The organism is Treponema sp. OMZ 805 (assembly GCF_050937395.1).
GTDB lineage: Bacteria > Spirochaetota > Spirochaetia > Treponematales > Treponemataceae > Treponema.
Map to the genome: position 1 here is coordinate 174,632 of NZ_JACCLP010000003.1, position 22,032 is coordinate 196,663.

A 22,032-nucleotide genomic window follows, 5' to 3' on the forward strand; every position below is an offset into this window, starting at 1 on the left:
CAAAGAATGCAAAGTTTAAAAGGGGTTAACCGCATAGATAATTATTGAGGATTTTGTTCACTGATTATGCCATCAGCTAGCGTTGTATAATATTCAAGATAAGCATCTATCCCCATAAAATATTGTGCCACTTTATTGGTTTCAGCCTTAATTGTAGCTATATTAAAATTCTGCACTTGAGAAAATGATTTTTCGTGCTTCCGGTTAGTTGGATATCTAAAGGTCTGACCGACCAGATCAATAGCATGAAATTCAAGTATTATTTTTTTTATTTCATCGTCAAAATGTCCTTCTGAAATGCATGTTAAAACAGCTATTAATCGTCCTACTAATATTTCTAAACTATGAATCGATTCCAATTCCTTTTTCGGTTTAGTATATTTTTGTAGTTCATATCCAATAATTTCTGTTTTTTCATAAAACGATTCTGCATAAATAATCAATTGCTTTAATGTTAGTTCAATAAAATGCCGGTACATAAAACAAATTGGATAAAATAAACCATCTCGTTTGTCTTTATCGCTCTCCAATGCATCCTTAACTAAAATATCACCCGCACTCCAATACGCAACAGCATATGAATAATCGCGAATGAAAGAAGCTCCTACTGTCGCATTAACAGTTCTAAGGAATTCCGGTGATTGAGCGAATATGTTCTTCATTTTTACCTCTACAACCATGAACCATATTTATTGTTATTGGTTAGCAACCGATAATTCATTTTTTATTACCGGCTTTAGTGACAAATAATCGTATTCCATCGATGAGAACAATTCATTTTGACAATAAGCTAATTTTTTTTTCACAATTTTTATTGCTTCGTTTGATTTATCAATTCCAATCCACTGGCGCCCCAATTCTTGAGCCGCTATCAATGTAGTACCTGACCCGCAAAAGAAATCCAATACGATACTATCCGGATTGGAAGATGCTTGAATCAATAATTTAAGCAATGCAAGATTTTTTTCTGTCGGATATACGGGATACTGATAATCTTTGAAATCCAAAATATCCTGTATTTTTTTCCCCTTTTGTTCATCTGCATAAATAATTTTGCGCGGTACTCCATTTGCCGACCATTCAATTAAACCTTGTTTGTCTAATTCTTCTAGTTCTTTTGGATCGGAACGCCAATGCCGTCCTGCAGGTGGTTTTATTCCATTAAATTCACCACCGGTTACTCCACTTTTTGTTTCTCCGGGGGCATGAAGCGGAATTGTTGTATACAAGCGTCCATTTTTATCTACTTTTTTATATAATCTTTTTATATCGTCTTCTGAAAACGGTTCACAAGGTTCGTGCCAGATAGCATTTTTTGATTTTGTATAAAATAAGATTAAATCTTTAACGTTTCCATAAGCTCGTCTTGTAAAATTTTTGGGATTGCATTTTATGCGCGTAATATCATTTTTAAAATTTTCAATACCGAAAATTTCATCTAAAATAATTTTAACATAATGCCCAATTTTATAATCGATATGCAGATAAAAAGAACCTTTTTCAGAAAGTAATTCATAGGCCAGTATCAGTCGTTCACGTAAAAATTCTATAAAGGATTCTCCGATCAATATATCTTGATAGGCAATTTTATCCTTTTTACTTGAACTAATTGTACTTACTCTTTCATCCCCTATAGTAAAAGTACTATTTGTTGCGAATGGTGGATCGATATAGATAAAATCAATTTTTCCTTTTAAAGAATATTCATGCAATAATGACTGCATTGATGAAAAATTATCGCCTTCAATTAATAAGTTCCTTTTGCTATTCCATTTTTTCGAGAACGAATATGGATTAGATATATTTAAAATCTCACTCCTATTTTTCTTTCCCGGATAAAATAATTCCATATTACTAACCCTATATTGAATATAAAAAATCTCTTAGTAATAAAGCACTTAGTATATTTTCATTAGAATATGTTTCTGTAATATCGGTATACATCTTATTATTGCCTTTTATATATAATACTCCGTCAAGTATTGCTATTTTTATAGCATTAACATTCGGTGTCATAATCGTAGAAATGGCATCTGCAAATTGTGCGTTTTGATGTCCTCCGAAATCCGTTAAAAATTTTGCTTCGCCGATAACATATTTACCGTTGAAACGGGCTACAAAATCAAGCCCTTTATTTCTCTCATAACCTAAATATTTTTTTGCCCACAACTGCATTTCGGCATCACTAGCATTTAAAATTGCATTTTCTGTAGTATTCATAAATTCATTTAAACCGACAGGCACTATTCCTAGGGCTTTTGAATTTACCCAACGTTTAAATAATGGACCAATCTGTCTGTTTGTTTCTTTAGGTTCGGAACATTTTTCAAATATTTTATCCAATCCCATCTCATATAAACGGCCGCATAATCTATTTATCGTTTCAGGATTCCGTTCTATCGCATTATGATCTCTTTTTAAAAAAGCAACATAAGAATCTTTTATCGGAAATAAGTCCAGATACAATAAATGAGTTACCAATGAAATATTATCCATTGCATTGAAAGCATCTGTGACGGCCTCCCAACGATTTTCATCTATATCGCGGATTCCATCTGGAATTGTAGGATATACTCGAAATAAATGATCGAGATAATTTCTTTGGTTTGCGTATTCAATACTTAACTGTGTCCAATGATTCACGACCGGTTCCTCGCTATCGGCTATACTGACGGGGGTGCTTCTATTTTGAAGGCTGCGAAGCGAATCTAACCTCAGTTTTTAGAAATGCCCTACCATCTGTTTAGCTTCCATACTATACCTCAATATCTGGTTTTCTACAATAATCGAAAGGCCGATCCGGCGTATGACACCTTCGCTCGAAAAATACCGCAGAGCTCGTCAAGATCGCAAAGAATACAACAACAAATGACTGAACGGCACCATTGCCCTATTATCCTCTGCGTACTTTGTGATCTCTGAGAATAATTTTCCTACCTTCTACCATTCCGAAGCGACGAATAGCCCCGTCTCTTCATCCCGATGCTGCACGATAATCGATGCATCGGGGGCATTGCGCTCGGCGATCCCCTGCTGTATCAGCGGGTAGAGCTGTTCGTGCGGCTTTTGATTGCGATACAGGATAAGCAGCAGCGCCTCATCCTTAAACGCATCCATCATCCAAAAGTCGCCGTCACTGTCGCCTGCAACAAGGATAGGCGCTTTCCCGCCATGCCGCGGAGCAATCAACGTCCGTATTGCCTCAGCCTTTCCTTTCCGCCACGTCTGCGGAATGGAGTAATCACGCTCATCGGTAAAAACACTGTCGGCATTCCGAAGCCGCCGCCTACCGAACACTTGTTCGGACTGGAGGCAATAGCCATACGCGGGATTACAGGCAAACACCCGCACGCCGTCCTCCTGCGAGGCGGAGCAAATATAGGGCGTAATGCCATACTCTTCAAAGCGGCGGAACAGCTCCCGTATTTCCGGCTGTATCCGTATCCCCTTCCGATACGTTGCGGTAACGATACCGGCTCTCCCAGCCTGCCGCGCAGGTGATACGAGCGTGTATTGTTTTATTTCAGCAGTAAGCGCTTCGGCAATCGTTTTTTCTACAAGACTATTCAATTGGGGAAGCGTTAATCCCGTACATACCGATTGCGAAATATCGGTATCACAGACCGTTACCGCATACCGCATCAGCGTCAGAATTTTTGTCTTAAAATCGAGGTATTCCTCGGTTTGTACGACGTCCTCAAGCGGGAGCATCCCGTTCAAATGTTGATATGCATGATATAAGAACCGGTAGCGGTCATCCAAATCTGCCGAAAGATCAGCTGCAGCGAGCTGACGTCCTTCGCTATTAAAGCAGCCGACAAGCGGAATATCCTGCGGAATTTCATATCGGATGGTAACGGCAAACTGTTCGGGCGTCAGATTGAAGCAAAGGTGCTCAAGCTGATACAGAAAAAGACTATCCTGTATATCGTAGAAGATACACGTGTAATCCCAATCAAAGACGGCATAGTTGTCCGCAAAAGCTTTTTCCGCAATCAAGCGTTCCAACCGCAGTTTGTTCTGCGGCTCCCAATTTCCCGTTAATGCCGGTTTATTTGTTTTATGAGTCTTATTCGTTGTCTTGGTTTCCATGTCTGATGTTCCGGTGAGGGTGTCCTGAAATGTTCGATTATCTTATTTGAGTAAAACCTGTGCGCTGTGCCAGCTCAGTGTCGCGCATTTAATGCGGGCAGGCATTTCGGCAAAATAGCTGAGAATCTGCGCATCGCCGAGGCTCTCCAATTCTTCCTCGGACTGAGGCTTTCCTGCCATCATATTAAAAAACACCTCAAGGCAATGCTGCGCCTCTTTAACCGTTTTGCCTTTGATTAAATCGATCAGCATATTGGTAGAAGCGGTTGAAACCGCACACCCCGCACCTAAAAAAGAAGCGTCCTCAACAATCCCGTCCTTTTGCTTAATCAGCAAGGTTAAATCGTCGCCGCAACTGGGATTATGCCCGCGCTCAATGCCGGTTGCTCCATCCAACTGATGTTTATGTTCCGCTCTCCGCGAATAATCCAATAATGTCTGTTGATATACCGTTTCGATGCTCACGTCCCACTCCTCTATTGCAAAAAAGCTCGATGATGATTTTACACAAAAGAGTTCTATTGGTATAGGGAACAATCGTAATACACAAAAATGAATGCTCGACGTATCCCTCAGGAAAACCGTCAGTATGATGGGGAGTTTCCCCATGTCTCGTCTAGGAAACCACTGATCAAATGCGCTCCTCGCTTTAATCAACACTTTCCTAGTCAAAGAGGCTGCCGGTTTGCGCCGCTATTGCCGGAATTTTAAGGCCGAGATGCGTATATGCTTTTTCCGTAACCATACGTCCACGCGGCGTACGCTGCAGCAATCCCATTTGAATAAGGTAGGGTTCGTAGTAGTCTTCGAGCGTATCCTGTGACTCCCCGATTGAAATCGCAAGTGTTTCTGCCCCGACCGGCCCCCCACCGTAGTTTTCGATGATAGAGCGAAGTATCTGCCGGTCATAGTTTTCCAAGCCGAGCCGGTCGATGTGCAATTTTTTCAATCCCTGTGTAACGGTTGTTTCGAGGATGGTATCACTGCCTTCAATGAACGCAAAATCCCGCATACGCCTGAGCAGCCGGTTGGCAACGCGTGGCGTCCCGCGGGAGCAGCGGGCAAGGGCGAGCGCTGCTTTTTCCCCGATATCGATTCCGAGAATATCAGCAGAACGCATAATAATGGAAGCAAGCTCTTCGTTGCTGTAAAATTCAAAGCGTTGCACAATACCGAACCGGCTGATAAGCGGGCTTGAAACCATGCCTGCACGGGTTGTCGCACCGATCAGCGTAAACGGCGGCAACGGGATACGGACAGTCCGCGCTCCCGGCCCCTGCCCGATAATCCAGTCAAGCTCATAATCTTCCATAGCAATATAGAGCATTTCTTCGATGGCGGGCTTTAACCGATGAATTTCGTCGATAAAGAACACGCTTCGTTCGGACAGCGTTGTCAAAATACCCGCCAAGTCTTTAGGCTTATCGAGGGCAGGGGCGCCGGTGATCTTGCATTCAACGCCAAGCTCCTGCGCGGTAATTTGCGCAAGGGTCGTTTTTCCCAGCCCGGGAGGTCCAATCAAAAAAAGATGATCAAGGCTCTCTCCCCTACTCCGCGCCGCTTGGATAAAGACCGACAGGTTTTCTTTGATGTTTTGCTGCCCCTGAAAATCCTTCAAAAGCTGCGGGCGCAGCGCGCGGTCTTTTTCATCCCCCGCACGCTTCTCTCCGCGTATAATGCCGAATTCGTCTATTTCATTATCTTGATATGTTTCGCCGTTCATCTGCATTTTTAAAAGATACTCATCGTATTAAAATAGTGGGAACCTCTAAAAATCTCGTTTTTTGAGAGTGTCCTTAAATGTAATTTACGTTATGCGTTTTTCTTTTTATCCACTTTTTCCATAAAGCGGCCGACATTGATAATCGCGCGTTCATGGATACCGCTGCCGATCACGCCGCGTTCATCACGCGCTTCAACCTGAAAGGTTAGGAATTTTCCGTTTGCATTGATTTCTATCAATTCAGTGTGGATGGACACCTTCATTCCCTCGGGGGTTGCATCAAGATGCCGTACATCCACATGGATTCCCACCGTTGCCAGCCCTTCGTCCAAATATGGCATCACGCTGCGCGTTGCCGTATCTTCCATCCGAGCAATCATAGCCGGCGTTGCAAATACATCCACCGTTCCGCTCCCCACCGCAGTTGCGAGCATTTCCTTTGTAACAACAAAGCTGGCATCACCTTTAATTCCTACTTCCATAACCACCTCCAATTATAAATATGCAACATAGTTATAGCCGAAAATACAAATCTATACCAGACAAACAAGAGCCGTTTCGCTATAATACCCGCTATGAATTTTCGTTATTCGGACTATGACGTGATTGTCGTCGGCGGGGGACACGCAGGCATCGAAGCCTCGCTCGCCGCCGCACGAATGGGTGCGCAAACCCTTCTTATTACACAAACAGTTGATACTATCGGCAGAATGTCCTGCAACCCCTCGATTGGGGGCGTTTCCAAAGGTAACATCGTGCGGGAAATAGATGCGCTCGGCGGCGAGATGGGAAAACTCGCCGATGCGTGTATGATTCAATACCGCCTGCTTAACAAAAGCCGCGGGCCGGCAGTGCAGTCGCCCCGCATTCAGGCGGATAAATTCCTATATGCGCAGACCGCGCAGTACACCCTCGAAAAAGAAAAAAATCTCCATATTTACCAAGATACGGTTGTTGATGTCATCTCCTCGCAGACTGCGGAAAGCGGGCTTGTGGAAAACGGCAGCATACAGGCGGTACTGACGGCGCGCGGCCGAACAATTTCCGCACAAGCGGTAGTGCTCACCACCGGCACCTTTATGGAAGGGAAAATCTACATCGGCGAGTTCGAAGCGGAAGAAGGCCGCCTCGGTGAAAAAGCGGCGATCGGGCTTGGCGCCGCCCTTGCGCGCAAGGGCTTCACGATGAGTAGGCTCAAAACCGGTACCCCCTGCCGCGTATTACGGAAATCCGTCGATCTTTCTCAGCTGGAAATACAAGAAGCAGATGCAGTGATGCGCCCGTTCTCCTTCGACACGGCGGAAATATTCCGCCCTTCGGCAGTGTGCTATGTCTGCTACACCAACGAGCATACTCACGAGGTTATTCGGCAAAACTTTCATCGCTCGCCGCTTTTTTCGGGGAAAATTCACGCAACGGGCGCCCGCTACTGCCCTTCCATCGAAGACAAGGTACGGAAGTTCCCCGAACGCACGCGGCATCAGCTGTATATCGAACCGGAAGGGCTGATGAGCGATGAGCTGTACATCAACGGATTTTCGTCTTCGCTGCCGGAGGATGTGCAAGATCAAATGCTCCGCACCCTGACCGGTTTTGCTGATGCCGTGATTACCCGCCCCGCGTATGCGGTTGACTACGCAGTAGTTTCTCCGCTACAGCTGGGACCGGACTTACAAACCCGCCGGATTGCGGGGCTTTTTACCGCGGGGCAAATCAACGGAACCTCCGGCTACGAAGAAGCGGGCGGTCAAGGCCTCATCGCCGGCATCAACGCAGCGTTGTATGCCAGAGCTTTCAACCACGCACAACCGGCAACCTACGAACCGTTTACACTCCGCCGCGACGAAGCCTACATCGGCGTAATGATCGACGACCTTATTACGCAAGGGGTCGATGAACCCTACCGGATGTTCACCGCCCGCGCCGAATACCGGCTCAAGCTCCGGCACGATACCGCCGACGAGCGGCTCACCGAGCGCGCATACCGCATCGGCTTGCAAAAACAAAGCGCCTATACCCGCCTACAGGAAAAACTTGTGCAGCGCGGCGAGCTTATCAAACACTGGCGGGAGTTGAAAATTACCGGCAGCATTGTGGAAGCGGAACCCGCTTTGCAGTGTCATCTCGGTAAGTCCCTCGCCGACGCGCTGCACGACCCGCTCATCCCGCTCGAGCTGATCTGCCGATGCGATCCTGCAAGCGCACAGTATTCCGAGGCAATTAAAAACGCGGCGGAACTGGAAATCCGCTATGAGCATTACATTGTCGCGCAGGATAAACGAATTGATAAAATGAAGAAGATGGAAACGAGCCGTATCCCGCCGAGCTTTAACTACGATGCGGTTTCGGGGCTTTCTACGGAATCGCTTGCACGGTTAAAGCGGGTAATGCCTGCCACAATCGGACAGGCAAGCAGAATTCCCGGCATCAGGCCTTCGGATATTATGGTTTTGATGGTCGCGATAAAATAAGAGTGTGTTTCTAAAAACTCAGTTAGGTTTGGAGATTTTCAAGAGAAGCATAAGCGGTGCATCACTTAACCACGTACCGCCATCAGCATTTCTGCATCGGCGTCCGTAATCACCCCGCATTTCAGCATATCGTAGAGTTGATCGCTATTTGTCTTTCCAAAGAACAATAGATCATCGGTACCGAGCCCTATCGGAATCCCCGCATCAATCATCTTTTTGATGGGGTGTTCTTTTAAACTCGGTACTGCGCTCAGCATCACATTACTCATCGGGCACACATTACAACGTATTTTTCGGTCAGCTAAAAATTTCAACACCGAATCGTCGGAAGCGGCTCCGATACCGTGCTGCACTTCATCCAAATTAAAAAACTCAACAAATTTACGAACGGATTTTGCATCGGAAAATTCTCCGATGTGCGCTTTCTTTTTGATGTTATGCTTTTCGGCCAGTTTAAAGATATAGTCAAAATCCTCAATGCCTTCAAATACTTCGGGGCCGTATAAATCGACATTCTTAAACACCTTACTTCCAAAAAGCGGATATACCCATGTACGAATAAAATTACGATCGAGCGTTTTGGGAATGCCAACCTCGGGGCGTATTTCAATTTGCTTTTTATATTTTGCCACAAGCTCCGAAATGTCTGATAAAAACTTATCAATATTGTTATCGTAATGTTTTATAAAACCGATATCAATTGATGTTTCAAGCCATACAACATTATCGGCAATCGCATCCTGTATAGACATTTCAAAAAGGGCTTTGACGTCTTTTGCCGTTTTACAGCGCGGACGAGTATAAGCGCCGATTACTTGGTGCATTTCATCAAGACCTGCCATTTTGCGGGGAAAATTTGGAATGATTACGCCCGCCCAATGCTTGTAACGTTCGTATTTCATACTCAAATTGAGATGATTATGCGTATCCGACTTCGGTCGCGATTTTAAATACTCAAGATCTTTCATTCTAAAACCCTTTTTGCGCCTCTACTGGTATCCGACATATATTCCGACAAACCGACAGTGTAATTATCGGTGAATATCGAAAAATCTTAAATCTGACAGCCTTACTGCATTATACAGCAAAATATCCATTAACGGCGATTTATCCTTTGATAATTTTAATACCGCTGCTGGTGCCAATCCTTGAACACCCTGCTTCTATATATTTAAGGGCATCCTCGCGGCTGCGGATACCGCCGGACGCCTTAATCTTTGTATCTTTTTTGAGGTATTTTTTAAATAATGCAATATCCTCAAGCGCTGCCCCGCGTGAACCGTAACCGGTAGACGTTTTAATAAAATCAGCTCCGGCTTGTTCAACCGCAGCGCAGACATTTGCAATATCCTTTTCGGACAGATAACACGTCTCCACGATTACCTTTAAATGAGCTTTCTTTGCATGGCAGATAGAAGCAAGTGCAGCGATTTCTTTTTCAACATAGCCGGTGTTGCCCTCAAGCAGTTTCCCGATATTAATAACCATATCGATTTCATCGGCACCGTCTTTCAAAGCCTGCTCGGTTTCGGCGCACTTTACTTCGGTGGTCTGTGTTCCAAACGGGAATCCGATAACGCTGCACGTCATCACATCGGAACCGGCAAGTTCCTTTTTGACCAATGCGACATTGCAAGGATTCACACACACTGAAGCAAAATGATACTCCTTCGCTTCCTTACACAATGCAATAATTTCCGATTCTACGGCATTCGGCTTTAATAAAGTATGATCGATATACTTATTCAACTCCATTTTTTTCTCCTAAAAATAATAGGGAACTTCTAAAAACTTCAGTTTTTAGAGGTTTTCCTTAGATGTAATTTGCGACATCTCTTTAGCTTATGATAAGTTAGGCAACACCGCCGACATATTCGCCATTAATTGTTCCAATTCTTGTCTTACTCTTGTTCCCAATTCTTGATCCGGCAAGTCAATACTTAAATCACGTAAATAACTCAGCAGTTTAAATACTGCCGCATCATTATACGGCTGCGGTTCACTCACTACACTACAAGCCTGCTTAATAAGGTTCGCACGTTCTTTAAGCCCCAGTTCGCCCGATAACCGAGCAATAATATAATAAATCTGTATTCGTTCACTGCTGTTAAGAAAAATTTCAAGTTCTTCCTGCGGAAGATAGATAGCTAAATCGCGCAAATACAAGAACAACTGAGCAAGTTGCTCGGGGTCGGTCGTATTAAGATATTGCTCAAACGAAGGAGAATCTTTAATCTGATGTTTTGCGTGACACCACAAAAGGTTTTGCTGTTCTTGATCAAGAACAAACGGCACTTGGTTATCGCTCGGCTCACATTCTGCCTCGTTCTCCGAATCCTCGGACACCGAATCTTCGGTAGCAGCATCTTCATCATTATCAACGATAATTTCGGGATTGTCTTCTTGAGCGAAATCAGGTTGAACATCTACAGCTTCTGCTTCCGTTGCTTCTTCCGTAACCGCTTCTGCAGGGTCTTTGTCCGTCATCTCAACTATCGGAACAGTGTCGGTTTCAAGCGAAATTGCATGATTTTCTTCGTCACCGAAAATATCTTCTTCCGAAGTTTCGACAACCTGAACATTATCGTCATTCACCGATACATTCTCATTAACCGGTTCACAATCTTTTTCCATCTCAGGGAAAGATTCTTGCGTTTCGGCAATCTGTAAACCTTCTTCTTCTTCTTCTTCTTCTGCTGCTGCTGCTGCTGTTGCTTCAGCTTCTCCTGCTGTTGTTACTGCGACGGGGCACTCTTCTGCGGCAGCTTCCGTTGCTGCTGCTTGGGGTATTTCCTCCGGTTCTTGCAATGCTTGCGGTTCCGATTGAACCGACTGATCCTCAGGTTCTTCTTTTGGAGCAACCGGTTGAAGCGGCATTTTACGGCTCAGGTTTTCAGCAATTCTTTCAGCTAAAACCTCGACGACTTGCACATAGCGATTCTCATCAAACTGCTTATCGATATCCGAAATAATATCCTGCAAAAAACCTATGCTGGTACCGCGGCTATCTATTTCTTTTAATCTTTTCTGCGTCGCTTCGTCACGAATAAGGTTTTGCAACTTTTGCAACGCTTGTGTATTTTTTTGCGAAATGCCGCCTACATCAAGGGCGGTGTTGTTTTCAGAATGATCCGGATTAAGATACAGTTCATCGACAGGTGAAGCAACTGTCTCATTGGCGGCTGCGCCTCCTTGACCATTCGGTAAGCTGCTGTTTATTTGCGGGGCACCACCGATGCTGCTCCCTGATGCTGCAGCAAGACTCGCAGCATCAAAATTTCCGGCGCCGAACGCATGGGGTGCAGACACCGCACGGGAATAAGCTGGAAATGCGGACAGACCGGATATATCCGATTGTTGAGCGCCAATCAACTGGATACCGTCAATAGAAGTATCATCTTTCTCCGGCGGAAGTTCCTTTACCTCTTCAGTCCCTTCGATGAGCATTTCAAACGGGAGCTCCCGTTCGGACATTGATATGTCTCGCAATGAAGGAATATTTTGTTTCGGATCCGGATTCAATTCTGCCGGAGAAATATAAAGATGTGAATCATCTGATTTTAGCTGTTCAAGGTTTTTGGTTAACAATGGATCGGCTATATAGTTTTCTGCAGCCTGCTCATAGAGATCGAGCGAGGCGGACATATCTTGTTCAGGTTCGTCCGATTCGGAGCCGCTCTGCATATTAAGAATCTCATTTGCCGTTTTTAAAGCCTCAAGCGTATCTCCCCGTTTTTGAAATAACCGAGAAAGAGCGGAGTGGGCTTCAATAGCATTCGGTTTTAACTCAAGCACTTTCTGATATTCTTGATACGCTGCCTGAGGATTATTTAGCAATTCTTCAGCTTTGCCTAATGCCATCAATGCAGAAATATCGTTCGGCTTTTGCCTCAAGAAAAGTTTAAGCTGCTCCTTAGCTGCTTCATATTTATGCGCCAAAAGGTATTGTTCGGCAAGTTCTTGGCGGAACTCTATCGCGGATGGCGCTGTTGTTAATATTTGTTTGAATGTCTCTTCAGCTTGTTCAAGCTCGCCGGTAAGGGCATACAGTTGTCCCCGCAGCTTGAGTGCGTTAAGGCTGTTACTGTGTTCCGTGTCCAACCGTCCAAAAAGCTCATGGGCTTTTGCATAATCTTTCGCATACATGCACATTTGAATGGCTTTAAGCCGTAATGCATGATTGTCGGCATTTACCGGAGCAGCTTCTGCAGCAAGTAAGATCGAAAGCGCTTCGTTATACCGCTGTCTTTTTTCTAAAAGAGCCGTTAAGGCAAGTGCAGCAGGGGCGTATCCGGGATCAATCGTCAAAGCATCGTAATAATATTGTTCAGCTTCCTGCTGAAGTTGCTTCTTTTCAAAAAGATACCCGAGCTCCGTATAAATCGGGGCGTTTTCACCGGTTACACGAAGCAGCGATCGATAGGTATTCAGTGCATCATCAAGTTTATCCAACCCTAAATACGCAGCAGCAATCCCCGCCAATACTTCTGCCCACGCAGGATTAACACGAAGTACCGAGTTATAATATACAATCGCTTCTTCATATCGCTTTTCTTGGCGTAAAAGTTCGGCAAGGTGGAAATTTAAATAGGGATGATTAGCGTCTACACGAATACCTTGTTTATATATTTCAATCGCTTTATCCGTTTCACCGGTTAAAACATACAGATTACCAAGCCGGTCATACGCATGAGCATGGTCGGGTTTAAGTTCTATCGCACGCAAAAAATATCCGGCAGCTTTCGCATAATCCCCCATCTTTTTGTAGGTCTTTGCAAAGCTATACAGCACCTCATTGGTATCACCGCCGGCATCTCTTGCTTTTTGCAATATGTTAAGCGCATCTTCATAGCGGCATAGATGCCGATAAACACGTCCGATGCTCAGCATAAGGTGCAGATTGTCAGGTTCGCGCTCATATAACCGAAGATAGGCTTCCAACGAGCGTTCAGAGTTACCTTCATCCCCATAGATACGCGCCAATAAGTTTTCGATTTTTTCCTTATCTTCCGGCGATATATCAGGACGTTTGGTGAGCACATTGGTCAATAACCGTTCGGCATATTCAAAATCTTGAGTAATTAAAGCTGAATTTGCACGTTCAAAGATAAAATCAAGTGACTCCGACATAGTTCCTCTACAAACCGTTATTCCTTCCGCGGCCTTGCCCATACTTCTTGAGAAAACGCCCCTACCCGCGTACCGACCTCATCATCATAGGCGGCAACGGCAAAAAAATAAATTTTACCATTATGCAAATTCGGTATGCGATAAGAAAGAACCTTACCCACATTCAGTGGCGAACCCGCCGAAAAATATTCTCCACGGCGCTCGCCGTAATAAACCATATAACCTTTTACATCAAAATCAATTGACGGTGTCCATGACAGCTCGATTTCGCCGTCCTTAGGCGCTGCAAATAACCGTGCTGGCGGTAGCGGCTCGGAATCTTTTTCATATTCAAGGCTGATGGAATGCACAATCGGCGTTTTTTGTCCTTCCGCATCAGGGTACAGATTTCCTGCAATTTGAAAGAATCGTCCTTGCATTCCCGTAATTGCCTGTCCGCTGTGTACGGGTTTCCATGCAGGCTCCGTATCCGTCCATGCGTAACGGTTCTCTCCGGATCGAATAAAGAACACTGCGTCCGTTTGTACCGGCGTGTCCACAGAAACAGTCAACATCTTTGCTTCGGACAGAGAACCGCCTGAATCAATAATCAGAGATTCAAAACGACCGCCGTTAAGGTGATACCGGTCAAATAGCGCTGTCTGCTCGGCAAAAGTCGGCGGTTCGACAAACCGTTTGGTTACCCTCATCTCATCAAGCATTCCCGAATAATGCACACCGATTGAAAGATCAGCCGCATTCCCCATTTTTGACAATAAAACGGCATCGCTTTCCCGCCCATTCTCGGTAATGTAGACGATGTTCTCTGTATGCCCGTTCATCCGGTACTCCAACAGCCCGATTTCTTCATCATACGTAATCAAATGATGTGACCATTGCGAAGGAATTAAATTAGTGCGCCCCCTCAGCTGAATAGGAATACCGTTATTGTATTTATCTTGCCAAATATTAAAAAAATCCCATTGCAACTTATTCTGAATGATCTGTGCGATAATGTGTTGGTCGGTTAGGCGTTCGCTTTCAAAATATGAGGAATACCATTGGAGAATAATACTCCCGTTTTCGGTAACCGACGGCGCAATCCAAAATTCAATCGTAAACGAACCGGCAGAACTTTCACCTCCGAAAAAAGATCCTTTTTGAGGCTTTAAAACCAAACCGGCTGTTTTTACATGAGGACTGCACATTGCAGCGCCAGCGCCGAGCTTTGCTTGTTCAGCGCCTGCAAAACGCATATTCGAGGAGACAACCGTATAGGAGCTGGTCTCTTCTATAATAGAGGGAGAATCGAAATTAAGGTAAAGATCGGTTTCCTGCGTTATCTTTGGGACACTGCTGCTGAGCGAAATACCGGGATTCCCGTACTTTCCCGGACACATCTGTATATTTTCCGTATACTGCAGCATTCCCCACCCATGCTTTCCGCCTAATTCAAATACTGCATTACCGGTAAACGAAGCAGTAAGAATGCTTGAGAAAAAAAATAGCACTGAAAAAAATTTTTTCGTACACATCATCGTCTTAATTATCGGATAAAAGTATATATCATTTAAGAAAGTTTTAATAGACAAGGTAATTATAGCAGTTACTTTTACGCTTTCGTTATCTTAGGTAAAACAATGATGCCGCCGATAAATACAACTAAAACAGCGATCCATGCGGAAAGAATATTCATAAAGATTCCACCGGTGATAAAACCTGCTAACGAACACGTTGCAACAAAAAGCGCATACGGCATCTGTGTTGCGACATGCTCCAAATGCGGGCAAGCTGCCCCCGTAGAGGATAAAATTGTAGTATCTGAAATAGGGGATGCATGATCACCGAAAACAGCCCCACCGAGGACGGCCGAAATACAGATGAAGACGGCGTTGAGCGCGGTATTTTGCGCTAATCCGGCGTTTTCCGTTAACCCGACAGCTATCGGCATAATAATCGGGATCATAATACCGAACGTACCCCAACTGGTGCCGGTTGCAAATGCAATAACTGCTGACAACGCAAAGACGATAGCAGGAAGTATCCACAACGGGAAAGAGCTGCTGACAACCAATTCGGAAAGGTAACGTCCCAGTCCCAAACCGCCGTCTGCAGGAGATGAGCGTATGACCGCTCCGATTGACCACGCCATCGTCAAAATAATAAGAGCGGGAACCATAGACTTTATACCGTCGCGGACAGCTTCGCTTGCTTCTTTTAGATTCATAAGGCGGCGTGCAAGATAGTAAACGTATGTAACGGTTAAAGTAAAAATAATGGCATAAAAAAGCGCATAGGATGAATCGGTATTGATAAAAGCGTCGCGGAGACTCATCGATGCGGCTGCTTGTGATATATTGGTAATTGTGGAGCCGTCTATGGCATTGATCCACGAAACGGCGGGGAAAAAGACAATAGCAAAAACAATAAGGAGCAAAATGGGCAGCAGCATATCGATCGGCTTTGCGAGAGTTGTTTGCTCTTCGGGGACATCGCCGGAGATAACCCCGTAGACTTCTTCGTTCCAGAGGAGACCGGAAGTTCTTGCTAAGTTCTCTGATCTTTTCATAGCGCCAAAATCCGTTTTAAAAAAGATGATGACAAGAATCATCAGAATCGTTGTGAGCGCGTAAAGGTTGTACGGAATAGCGCGGATAAAAAATTCAAAATCGCTCATGCCTAGTTTACTGAATCCTTCGGAATTTCTTACGATAGACATAACGGTAACAACCCAGCTTGAAACAGGCGCTAAAATACATATCGGAGCTGCGGTGGAATCCAAAATATATGCGAGCTTTGCACGCGGAACCTTATGCTGATCATTTATCGGACGCATAACGGTTCCGACGGTTAAAGAGTTAAAATAGTCATCGATAAAAACGATTAACCCGAATATAAACGTTGCAAACTGAGAAGCTGTTCCGTTTTTCAGTTTTTTGGACATCCATAAACCAAATGCCTGTGCCGCCCCCGTTTTTGACAACATACCGACCAGTGCGCCGAGTAATCCGCAGAATAGGAAGATGCGGATATTCCAACCGTCTGCTAAAGAACCTGCAAGTAAATCCGTTACTTGCATAAGCGCCGCAGCAGGATTTCCACCGGCAACGATTAGACAGCCGGATAATATCCCCAAGAAAAGCGAGACAATAACATCTTTTGTGATGAAGGCAAGCGCAATAGTTAAAACGGGAGGGATAATACCCCACAGTCCAAAGTGATCCATAAAGATATAATGCTCCTTTTTTATCAAGGTTGAGATAAGCTAAAAAAGAGAAAACCTCCAAAATCTAACCAAATGTTTAGAGATAACCGAAGAGGCATTGTAGCATATATTTTATATCTGTACAGTAGGAATGGGATGCTTGGTATACTTAGTATTATAGGAATGAGTTTATAATCCATCCTACAAATTCGGAAAACATCTTTACAATCAAAAAAAATGCGTTCTTCGTTAATGACTACCTGTTCGTTTTATGATATAGTACAGGGTATGCAAGAAATACCATTATCAGCGGACTTAGCTGTTCAAGCAAAAATGTTTTTACAGAAAACCTCATTCTTTTCCGGCTGGACTGACATTGAACTGGACGAAATTATGATGCACTGTCAAGTAAATGAATTTGAGGATGGCAGCGTAATATTTACACCCGAAGAGAACGGCTCGAAGGTCTATCTGTTACTGAACGGCAGTGTGGAAGTCCTTGCTCCCGATAAAAAGGCTGCGTTGGCTGAATTTGTTGCAGGGGAGTTATTCGGCGAAATCGCCTTGCTGACCGGTAAACCACACGATGCGTATGCAATAGCGCGTAAACAAGCCCGTGTCTTAGAATTTCCCAAAGGAGGGGTTCCGCTTGAAACCTTATTCCACGATAATCCGCGGATACTTGCACATCTCTTTCAATCATTATTGATTTTCACCTCTCAACGTACCAGAGCTGCCAATATGCTCATTAAAGAGAATTCACCGGTTGTACGCGAGCTGCGGAATCAAGTCTATAGCGATAAACTTTCCGGTCTATTTAACCGCACCTATTTAGAGGAATCTTTTGCAGAATTTTGCAAGGGACCTTTTGCACTTATTATGATGAAGCCCGATAACTTTAAGCAGATCAACGACAGTTTCGGTCATGAAGCGGGGGACACGGCTCTTATTTTTATTGCCGGTCATCTAAAAAAAGCCTTTTCGGAAAATACCATTTTGGTGCGTTACGAAGGGAACGAATTTGCAGTCCTTACGCATCTCTATGCCGATAAGGAGTCTGCTCGAACATTTGCAGAGAAAATCAAACATGAGTTGGAAACGTTAGATCTTTCTCATCTTTTTAATGGAGAGAAAATCTTTTTAAGTATGAGCCTTGGTGTTGTCCTCTTTCCCCAGCACGGGAAAATTTACACCGATATTGTAACACGGTGTTCCAGTATGCCGCTCATAGGTAGACAACGCGGCGGTTCGATGATTTTATTTCCGGAGGATATATAATGCTCGAAGTAAAACAGCGATGGCTTGAAGTTTTACGGAAAACCTCTCTTTTTTCACGCTTAACACCTGATCAAATGGGCGTTGTCCTTTCATCCCTTTTCTATTGCGAGGTTGAAGCAGGGCAGACCCTCGTGTATGAAGGGGAAATCGGTTCGGAGCTTTTTATTATTGTGCAAGGATGCATATCGATTTCGGTAAAATCGGGAGAAGAAAATATCGAACTGGGCAGACTGCGTTCCGGAGACTTTTTCGGTGAAATGTCGCTGCTGGAGCAAACCGCCCGTTCAGCTTCTTGTACAGCGGTGGAAAATACTTCTTGCTTTATGCTTAAAGCACGGGATTTTTCGCAGATTATTGTAAACGACCCTGTTATTGCCGTTTCTATCCTACAACAAATGCTTTCAAGTACGGTTTCCCGTCTTTTGCGGACAAACAGCTTTTTAACGCAGGTTATTCAGTGGGGCGACGAAGCTAAGAAGCGCGCCATCACCGATCCCTTTACAGGGCTCTTTAACCGGCGCTATTTGGATGATAATATCGGAAACCTTATCCGCCGAAACACGGAAACCACCGGCGCCAGTTTTGCAATGGTGGATGTCGACCGTTTCGGTACTTTAAACAAAACCTACGGAAGTGTGTTCTGCGACAGCATTTTACTTGCAATTACCGATGTGTTTAAGAAAACCTTTGACCATCAGGATACGCTGATCCGGTACGGCGGCGACGAGTTCTGTTTTATTGTCGGAGGAAATTTTGAACGAGCTGAAACGCTTTGCCAAAATGTCTGTGAGGGAGTAAACGCTATCAGATTTAGCGAGCATCCCGATTTGGCGGTTTCTTGTTCAATCGGCTTAGTTCCCTGCGCCCATAACGATAATGTGCAGGATATACTCAAGCATTCCGACGAAGCGCTATACTGTGCAAAAGAGCAGGGGCGAAACCGTGTATGCACAGCTTAGTACAGTACAAAAACGCGGAGCTGTCATATCAAGTCGTATCAATATGAAAAAATATAAGGTTTATACGGTATGATTTCACTTCTAAAGCTCTTCGGTGTGGGAGTATTCATTGGAATCGCCAATGTTGTACCCGGAGTTTCCGGCGGTACGATTGCGGTAATTTGCAATGTCTACGATAAACTAATCATATTGAGTTCACTTAATTGTAAACGGATAAAAGAGGCTTGGCAGGATATACTAAGCCTTGCCTTGGGAATCGGTGCGGGAATTGTGCTGTTTGCAAAGGTGATTACGCTGCTATACCGCGCGTATCCGGCACAGACAAGCGCCTTTTTTATCGGGGTTGTGGCGGGGAGCATTCCGTTTTTATTCCGAAAGGCTCGTGCCGGTATCCCCGCTGCGGCAGTTGCAGAGAATGGCTCTTTGACAGCCGGATGGCTGTATGGAACGCTATGCTGCGGAATTGCCGGTTTCGCACTGATGCTGGGAATGTTTTTCTTACAGCGTCACGGTGTACAAGCTGCTGCCGTTGTTACCGCCTTCTCGCTGCCATTTGCGGCAAAATTAGCGGTAATGGGAGCTTTGGCTGCGGTTGCGATGTTGATTCCGGGGATTTCCGGCTCGTTTGTGTTGTTGATTTTCGGCGCATATCCGACGGTACTGCAAGCAGTCGCGGACTTTAATATGCTATTGCTTATACCTATTGCGCTTGGCGTTGGAGCAGGGCTGGTATTCGGAGCGCGGCTGATTGCCGTATTGCTGGAACGCTTCCCTGCGCTGATGTATGCTTTTATTCTCGGCTTGGTTGCAGGCTCGGTATTCTATCTCTATCCGAACACCAGCTGCCAGCCTTTTACGATGCGGGTTGTTTCCGGAATAGTATGTGTTATCGGCTACGCGGCTGTTTCGTTCTTTTCGAGGCGAGAAGCAATGGAACAGCAGAAAGATGCCGCAGATGAGGAATAACCGTATATCTTTTTCAGTGGGAGGAATGTATGTTTGAATCTTTACAAGTAACATCGGAATTAGTAGACAAGGTGATTAAGCCTTTTTCTGCGTTAGCTAAACATGGTGTACTCGTCAGTGCCGGACATGGAACGGAACACGGCGAGTGGAATACTATGACTGCATCGTGGGCATTGATGGGGCATTTATGGAACCGACCGATGGCTGCTTTGTTTATTAGACCGCAGCGGCATACCGCGGTATTTGCCGAAGAAGAAGATTACTTGAGCGTGTCCTTTTTGGATACTGCCGATGAAAAAATGTGCGAAGCCCTTAAAATTTGCGGTACCGTGTCGGGTAGGGATGAAGATAAAGCTGCCAGTGCGGGGCTTACACCGGTATTCCACGACAATACCGTTATCGGATTTGAGGAAGCCATACTCACCGTATCATGCCGGAAACTCTACCGGAGTCAGTTCGATATGGACTCGTTTTTAGACCCACAGGTCATTATCGACTGTTATCCCAAAAAAGATTTTCACTACGTCTATTTCTGCGAAATCCGCGATGCCTATCTTCGCAGCAAATAGAACACTGCCGAAAGCTGCTTTTCTTGTATGTAACGGAACCGCCGCTTTGCGGTTCTAATTGATAACAGGGCATCTTTAAAAACTACCAAGTTTTTAGAGATGCCCGTTGATTTTAAGAAGTGTATAAGAGGTTTCTATGAAAAAAATAATTACGTTGTTTTTTATGATGATACTTGCAAGCGCCGTGTTTGCACAGGACGCAGCGCAAACTGAAACAGGCAGCCTTGAAGATGAGCTGTTCGGCGGTGATACTGAAGCACTCGTAACACCGGAGCAGGCGAACGCCGAAACTCAAAAAAACGGTGTTTCCCTAACGGGCGATCTTAAAACCGCAACACTCGCACTCGAAAGCAATAAATTGCGTATCGGCGGCTCGTTAAACGCTGAATTGGGGCTTAAATATGTGTGGAATGATCCATACACAAAAAAGAGCAATACGAAAAAAGCTTTTCTAAACCCTGCACTGGCACAGCTGCAGCCGACAATCGGTGCGAATCTCTTTTTTGATGCGCGTCCGGTACAGGACTTAAAGCTGTACGGCAAGTTCATCTTTGAATTTCCGTTTGAAAAAAACTTGAATGGAGCCCTTTCAATCGGAAAAGAGCAGCTGCCGCCTGCGTTACAGAGTTTGTTCCCCGACGGATTAGCAGCGCCGGTGAGTGTAAACGGTTCACCGAATTTTAAAATTTGGGAACTGTATACCGATTTCTCGACAAAGGATATTGCGTTTTTCCGGTTTGGAAAACATACGGTTAAGTGGGGAACCGGTTATTTTTATAGTCCGGCTGATGTTATCAATATTTCGCGGATAGACCCTGAAAAACCGACGGCAGACCGAGAAGGTCCCGTTTCGCTGCGAACGCATATTGTTATTCCTAAGACGCAGTACAATATATGGTTGTATTTGCTGCCCGACACGGAAACGTTTAAGCCGCAGTATACGGCAGGAGCTGCAAAGGCAGAGTTTGTGTTCGGCGACTGGGAGTTGGGTGTCGGCGGCTGGTATCGGTACGAAAAGGCGCCGCGGTTTATTACAACCCTCTCCGGCAGTATTGCGGGAAAGGTTGCCGTCTTTGCGGAAGGCGTATTTGCATGGGGCAGCGATTATACGTATTATAGAGACGATGCTGCACTGACGCCGTATACGGTAAAAAACAAGCCGTTTTTCCAAGCGACGCTCGGCGGCTCGTATTCAAATGCAGACTCGCATACTATGCTTGCATTCCAGTATTACTATAACGGCTTCGGCTATGCAAACACAAAGGCCGCCGATCGGATTATCGACAGTGCAACTGCCTTACTCGCCGCACGAAATTATTTCGCGCCTGGAGCAAAGGATATACTCGACAAATCCGGTGAGGTTGCCGGAATGGGAAACCGAGGTCAGCATTATATCGCGTTTACCGTATCTCAGAACAAAATCGGCACGGAAGATTTGACGGCAAATTTGTTCCAGCAATTCGCAATCAGCGAGCTTGAAGGGCTGACAACACTCAGCTTGAACTGGAGAATATTTAAGTTTGTGCAGATGAGTACCGGGCCGATATTCTCGTATCCGCTGAGTCCTTCGTCGCACAGTAAAGGCTCTATCGGCTATAACCTCAGCTTTAAGCTCGGCGGCGGCAAGTTCTAATGCTGGTCAACTTTCCATTTGCGCGAA

Annotated in this window: 18 protein-coding genes; 6 read left to right on the forward strand and 12 right to left on the reverse strand. The window is 44.9% G+C overall.

Features of this window, described 5'->3' with window-relative positions; genetic code table 11:
• Nucleotides 1-41 precede the first annotated feature (41 nt).
• The 7 genes from HGH47_RS04195 to HGH47_RS04225 all read right to left on the reverse strand — a co-directional run bounded on the left by HGH47_RS04195 (nucleotide 42) and on the right by HGH47_RS04225 (nucleotide 6,297).
• Nucleotides 42-662 (reverse strand): hypothetical protein, encoded by a 621-nt coding sequence (locus HGH47_RS04195; RefSeq protein WP_212565657.1) that lies wholly within the window; start codon nucleotides 660-662, stop codon nucleotides 42-44.
• Between the two features lie 33 nt (nucleotides 663-695).
• Entirely contained in the window at nucleotides 696-1,850 is a 1,155-nt protein-coding gene (locus tag HGH47_RS04200; RefSeq protein WP_212565658.1) for a site-specific DNA-methyltransferase, read from the reverse strand.
• A gap of 10 nt (nucleotides 1,851-1,860) precedes the next feature.
• Entirely contained in the window at nucleotides 1,861-2,643 is a 783-nt protein-coding gene (locus HGH47_RS04205; protein WP_212565659.1) for a restriction endonuclease, read from the reverse strand.
• A 297-nt stretch (nucleotides 2,644-2,940) separates the two neighbouring features.
• The gene (locus tag HGH47_RS04210; protein ID WP_212565660.1) at nucleotides 2,941-4,092 is read right to left on the reverse strand and encodes a haloacid dehalogenase-like hydrolase; all 1,152 of its coding nucleotides are present in this window, start codon (nucleotides 4,090-4,092) and stop codon (nucleotides 2,941-2,943) included.
• A 42-nt stretch (nucleotides 4,093-4,134) separates the two neighbouring features.
• On the reverse strand, nucleotides 4,135-4,557 hold the full coding sequence (sufU, locus tag HGH47_RS04215; RefSeq protein ID WP_016522648.1) for a Fe-S cluster assembly sulfur transfer protein SufU: 423 nt from the start codon (nucleotides 4,555-4,557) through the stop codon (nucleotides 4,135-4,137).
• A 199-nt stretch (nucleotides 4,558-4,756) separates the two neighbouring features.
• Nucleotides 4,757-5,821, reverse strand: a complete 1,065-nt coding sequence (ruvB, locus tag HGH47_RS04220) for a Holliday junction branch migration DNA helicase RuvB (RefSeq protein WP_230974500.1) — start codon at nucleotides 5,819-5,821, stop codon at nucleotides 4,757-4,759.
• Between the two features lie 83 nt (nucleotides 5,822-5,904).
• Nucleotides 5,905-6,297 carry a thioesterase family protein gene (locus HGH47_RS04225; protein WP_212565661.1) on the reverse strand — a complete coding sequence of 131 codons (393 nt, stop codon included), beginning with the start codon at nucleotides 6,295-6,297 and terminating at the stop codon, nucleotides 5,905-5,907.
• Nucleotides 6,298-6,390: 93 nt separating this feature from the next.
• On the opposite strand from HGH47_RS04225, the gene mnmG reads away from it, so the two are divergent.
• Complete coding sequence (mnmG, locus tag HGH47_RS04230; RefSeq protein WP_212565662.1) at nucleotides 6,391-8,286, forward strand: tRNA uridine-5-carboxymethylaminomethyl(34) synthesis enzyme MnmG; 1,896 nt, start codon at nucleotides 6,391-6,393, stop codon at nucleotides 8,284-8,286.
• A 65-nt stretch (nucleotides 8,287-8,351) separates the two neighbouring features.
• Here the strand turns inward: mnmG and HGH47_RS04235 are convergent, their stop codons facing one another.
• The 5 genes from HGH47_RS04235 to HGH47_RS04255 form a co-directional block, all read right to left on the reverse strand.
• A complete protein-coding gene (locus tag HGH47_RS04235; RefSeq protein WP_253675856.1) occupies nucleotides 8,352-9,254 on the reverse strand; it encodes an adenosine deaminase in 903 nt (300 codons plus the stop codon).
• A 139-nt stretch (nucleotides 9,255-9,393) separates the two neighbouring features.
• Nucleotides 9,394-10,041: a deoxyribose-phosphate aldolase gene (gene deoC / locus HGH47_RS04240; RefSeq protein ID WP_212565663.1), complete on the reverse strand. Its 648-nt coding sequence runs from the start codon at nucleotides 10,039-10,041 to the stop codon at nucleotides 9,394-9,396.
• An 87-nt stretch (nucleotides 10,042-10,128) separates the two neighbouring features.
• Nucleotides 10,129-13,416, reverse strand: a complete 3,288-nt coding sequence (locus tag HGH47_RS04245; protein ID WP_432910559.1) for a tetratricopeptide repeat protein — start codon at nucleotides 13,414-13,416, stop codon at nucleotides 10,129-10,131.
• A gap of 17 nt (nucleotides 13,417-13,433) precedes the next feature.
• Entirely contained in the window at nucleotides 13,434-14,933 is a 1,500-nt protein-coding gene (locus HGH47_RS04250) for a LamG-like jellyroll fold domain-containing protein (RefSeq protein ID WP_212565666.1), read from the reverse strand.
• A 74-nt stretch (nucleotides 14,934-15,007) separates the two neighbouring features.
• Nucleotides 15,008-16,621 carry a Na+/H+ antiporter NhaC family protein gene (locus HGH47_RS04255; RefSeq protein ID WP_253675859.1) on the reverse strand — a complete coding sequence of 538 codons (1,614 nt, stop codon included), beginning with the start codon at nucleotides 16,619-16,621 and terminating at the stop codon, nucleotides 15,008-15,010.
• A gap of 267 nt (nucleotides 16,622-16,888) precedes the next feature.
• Between HGH47_RS04255 and HGH47_RS04260 the strand changes: the two genes are divergently transcribed.
• The 5 genes from HGH47_RS04260 to HGH47_RS04280 all read left to right on the forward strand — a co-directional run bounded on the left by HGH47_RS04260 (nucleotide 16,889) and on the right by HGH47_RS04280 (nucleotide 22,005).
• Nucleotides 16,889-17,878 carry a GGDEF domain-containing protein gene (locus tag HGH47_RS04260; protein WP_432910564.1) on the forward strand — a complete coding sequence of 330 codons (990 nt, stop codon included), beginning with the start codon at nucleotides 16,889-16,891 and terminating at the stop codon, nucleotides 17,876-17,878.
• Nucleotides 17,878-18,837 carry a GGDEF domain-containing protein gene (locus tag HGH47_RS04265; RefSeq protein WP_432910566.1) on the forward strand — a complete coding sequence of 320 codons (960 nt, stop codon included), beginning with the start codon at nucleotides 17,878-17,880 and terminating at the stop codon, nucleotides 18,835-18,837. Before HGH47_RS04260 ends, HGH47_RS04265 begins: the two co-directional genes overlap by 1 nt.
• A 69-nt stretch (nucleotides 18,838-18,906) precedes the next feature.
• Complete coding sequence (locus HGH47_RS04270; protein ID WP_432910568.1) at nucleotides 18,907-19,803, forward strand: DUF368 domain-containing protein; 897 nt, start codon at nucleotides 18,907-18,909, stop codon at nucleotides 19,801-19,803.
• Between the two features lie 29 nt (nucleotides 19,804-19,832).
• Nucleotides 19,833-20,372 (forward strand): flavin reductase, encoded by a 540-nt coding sequence (locus tag HGH47_RS04275; RefSeq protein ID WP_212565671.1) that lies wholly within the window; start codon nucleotides 19,833-19,835, stop codon nucleotides 20,370-20,372.
• 136 nt (nucleotides 20,373-20,508) lie between these two features.
• Nucleotides 20,509-22,005, forward strand: coding sequence for a hypothetical protein (locus tag HGH47_RS04280; protein ID WP_432910572.1), 1,497 nt, complete (start codon nucleotides 20,509-20,511; stop codon nucleotides 22,003-22,005).
• Nucleotides 22,006-22,032: the final 27 nt, after the last annotated feature.

What these genes read in the sequence shown, in the direction of transcription:
- HGH47_RS04195 (WP_212565657.1), bottom strand. Translation starts at nt 662, where the DNA reads ATGAAGAACATATTCGCTCAATCACCGGAATTCCTTAGAACTGTTAAT.
- HGH47_RS04200 (WP_212565658.1), bottom strand. Translation starts at nt 1,850, where the DNA reads ATGGAATTATTTTATCCGGGAAAGAAAAATAGGAGTGAGATTTTAAAT.
- HGH47_RS04210 (WP_212565660.1), bottom strand. Translation starts at nt 4,092, where the DNA reads ATGGAAACCAAGACAACGAATAAGACTCATAAAACAAATAAACCGGCA.
- ruvB (WP_230974500.1), bottom strand. Translation starts at nt 5,821, where the DNA reads ATGCAGATGAACGGCGAAACATATCAAGATAATGAAATAGACGAATTC.
- HGH47_RS04225 (WP_212565661.1), bottom strand. Translation starts at nt 6,297, where the DNA reads ATGGAAGTAGGAATTAAAGGTGATGCCAGCTTTGTTGTTACAAAGGAA.
- mnmG (WP_212565662.1), top strand. Translation starts at nt 6,391, where the DNA reads ATGAATTTTCGTTATTCGGACTATGACGTGATTGTCGTCGGCGGGGGA.
- HGH47_RS04235 (WP_253675856.1), bottom strand. Translation starts at nt 9,254, where the DNA reads ATGAAAGATCTTGAGTATTTAAAATCGCGACCGAAGTCGGATACGCAT.
- deoC (WP_212565663.1), bottom strand. Translation starts at nt 10,041, where the DNA reads ATGGAGTTGAATAAGTATATCGATCATACTTTATTAAAGCCGAATGCC.
- HGH47_RS04245 (WP_432910559.1), bottom strand. Translation starts at nt 13,416, where the DNA reads ATGTCGGAGTCACTTGATTTTATCTTTGAACGTGCAAATTCAGCTTTA.
- HGH47_RS04250 (WP_212565666.1), bottom strand. Translation starts at nt 14,933, where the DNA reads ATGATGTGTACGAAAAAATTTTTTTCAGTGCTATTTTTTTTCTCAAGC.
- HGH47_RS04255 (WP_253675859.1), bottom strand. Translation starts at nt 16,621, where the DNA reads ATGGATCACTTTGGACTGTGGGGTATTATCCCTCCCGTTTTAACTATT.
- HGH47_RS04260 (WP_432910564.1), top strand. Translation starts at nt 16,889, where the DNA reads ATGCAAGAAATACCATTATCAGCGGACTTAGCTGTTCAAGCAAAAATG.
- HGH47_RS04265 (WP_432910566.1), top strand. Translation starts at nt 17,878, where the DNA reads ATGCTCGAAGTAAAACAGCGATGGCTTGAAGTTTTACGGAAAACCTCT.
- HGH47_RS04270 (WP_432910568.1), top strand. Translation starts at nt 18,907, where the DNA reads ATGATTTCACTTCTAAAGCTCTTCGGTGTGGGAGTATTCATTGGAATC.
- HGH47_RS04275 (WP_212565671.1), top strand. Translation starts at nt 19,833, where the DNA reads ATGTTTGAATCTTTACAAGTAACATCGGAATTAGTAGACAAGGTGATT.
- HGH47_RS04280 (WP_432910572.1), top strand. Translation starts at nt 20,509, where the DNA reads ATGAAAAAAATAATTACGTTGTTTTTTATGATGATACTTGCAAGCGCC.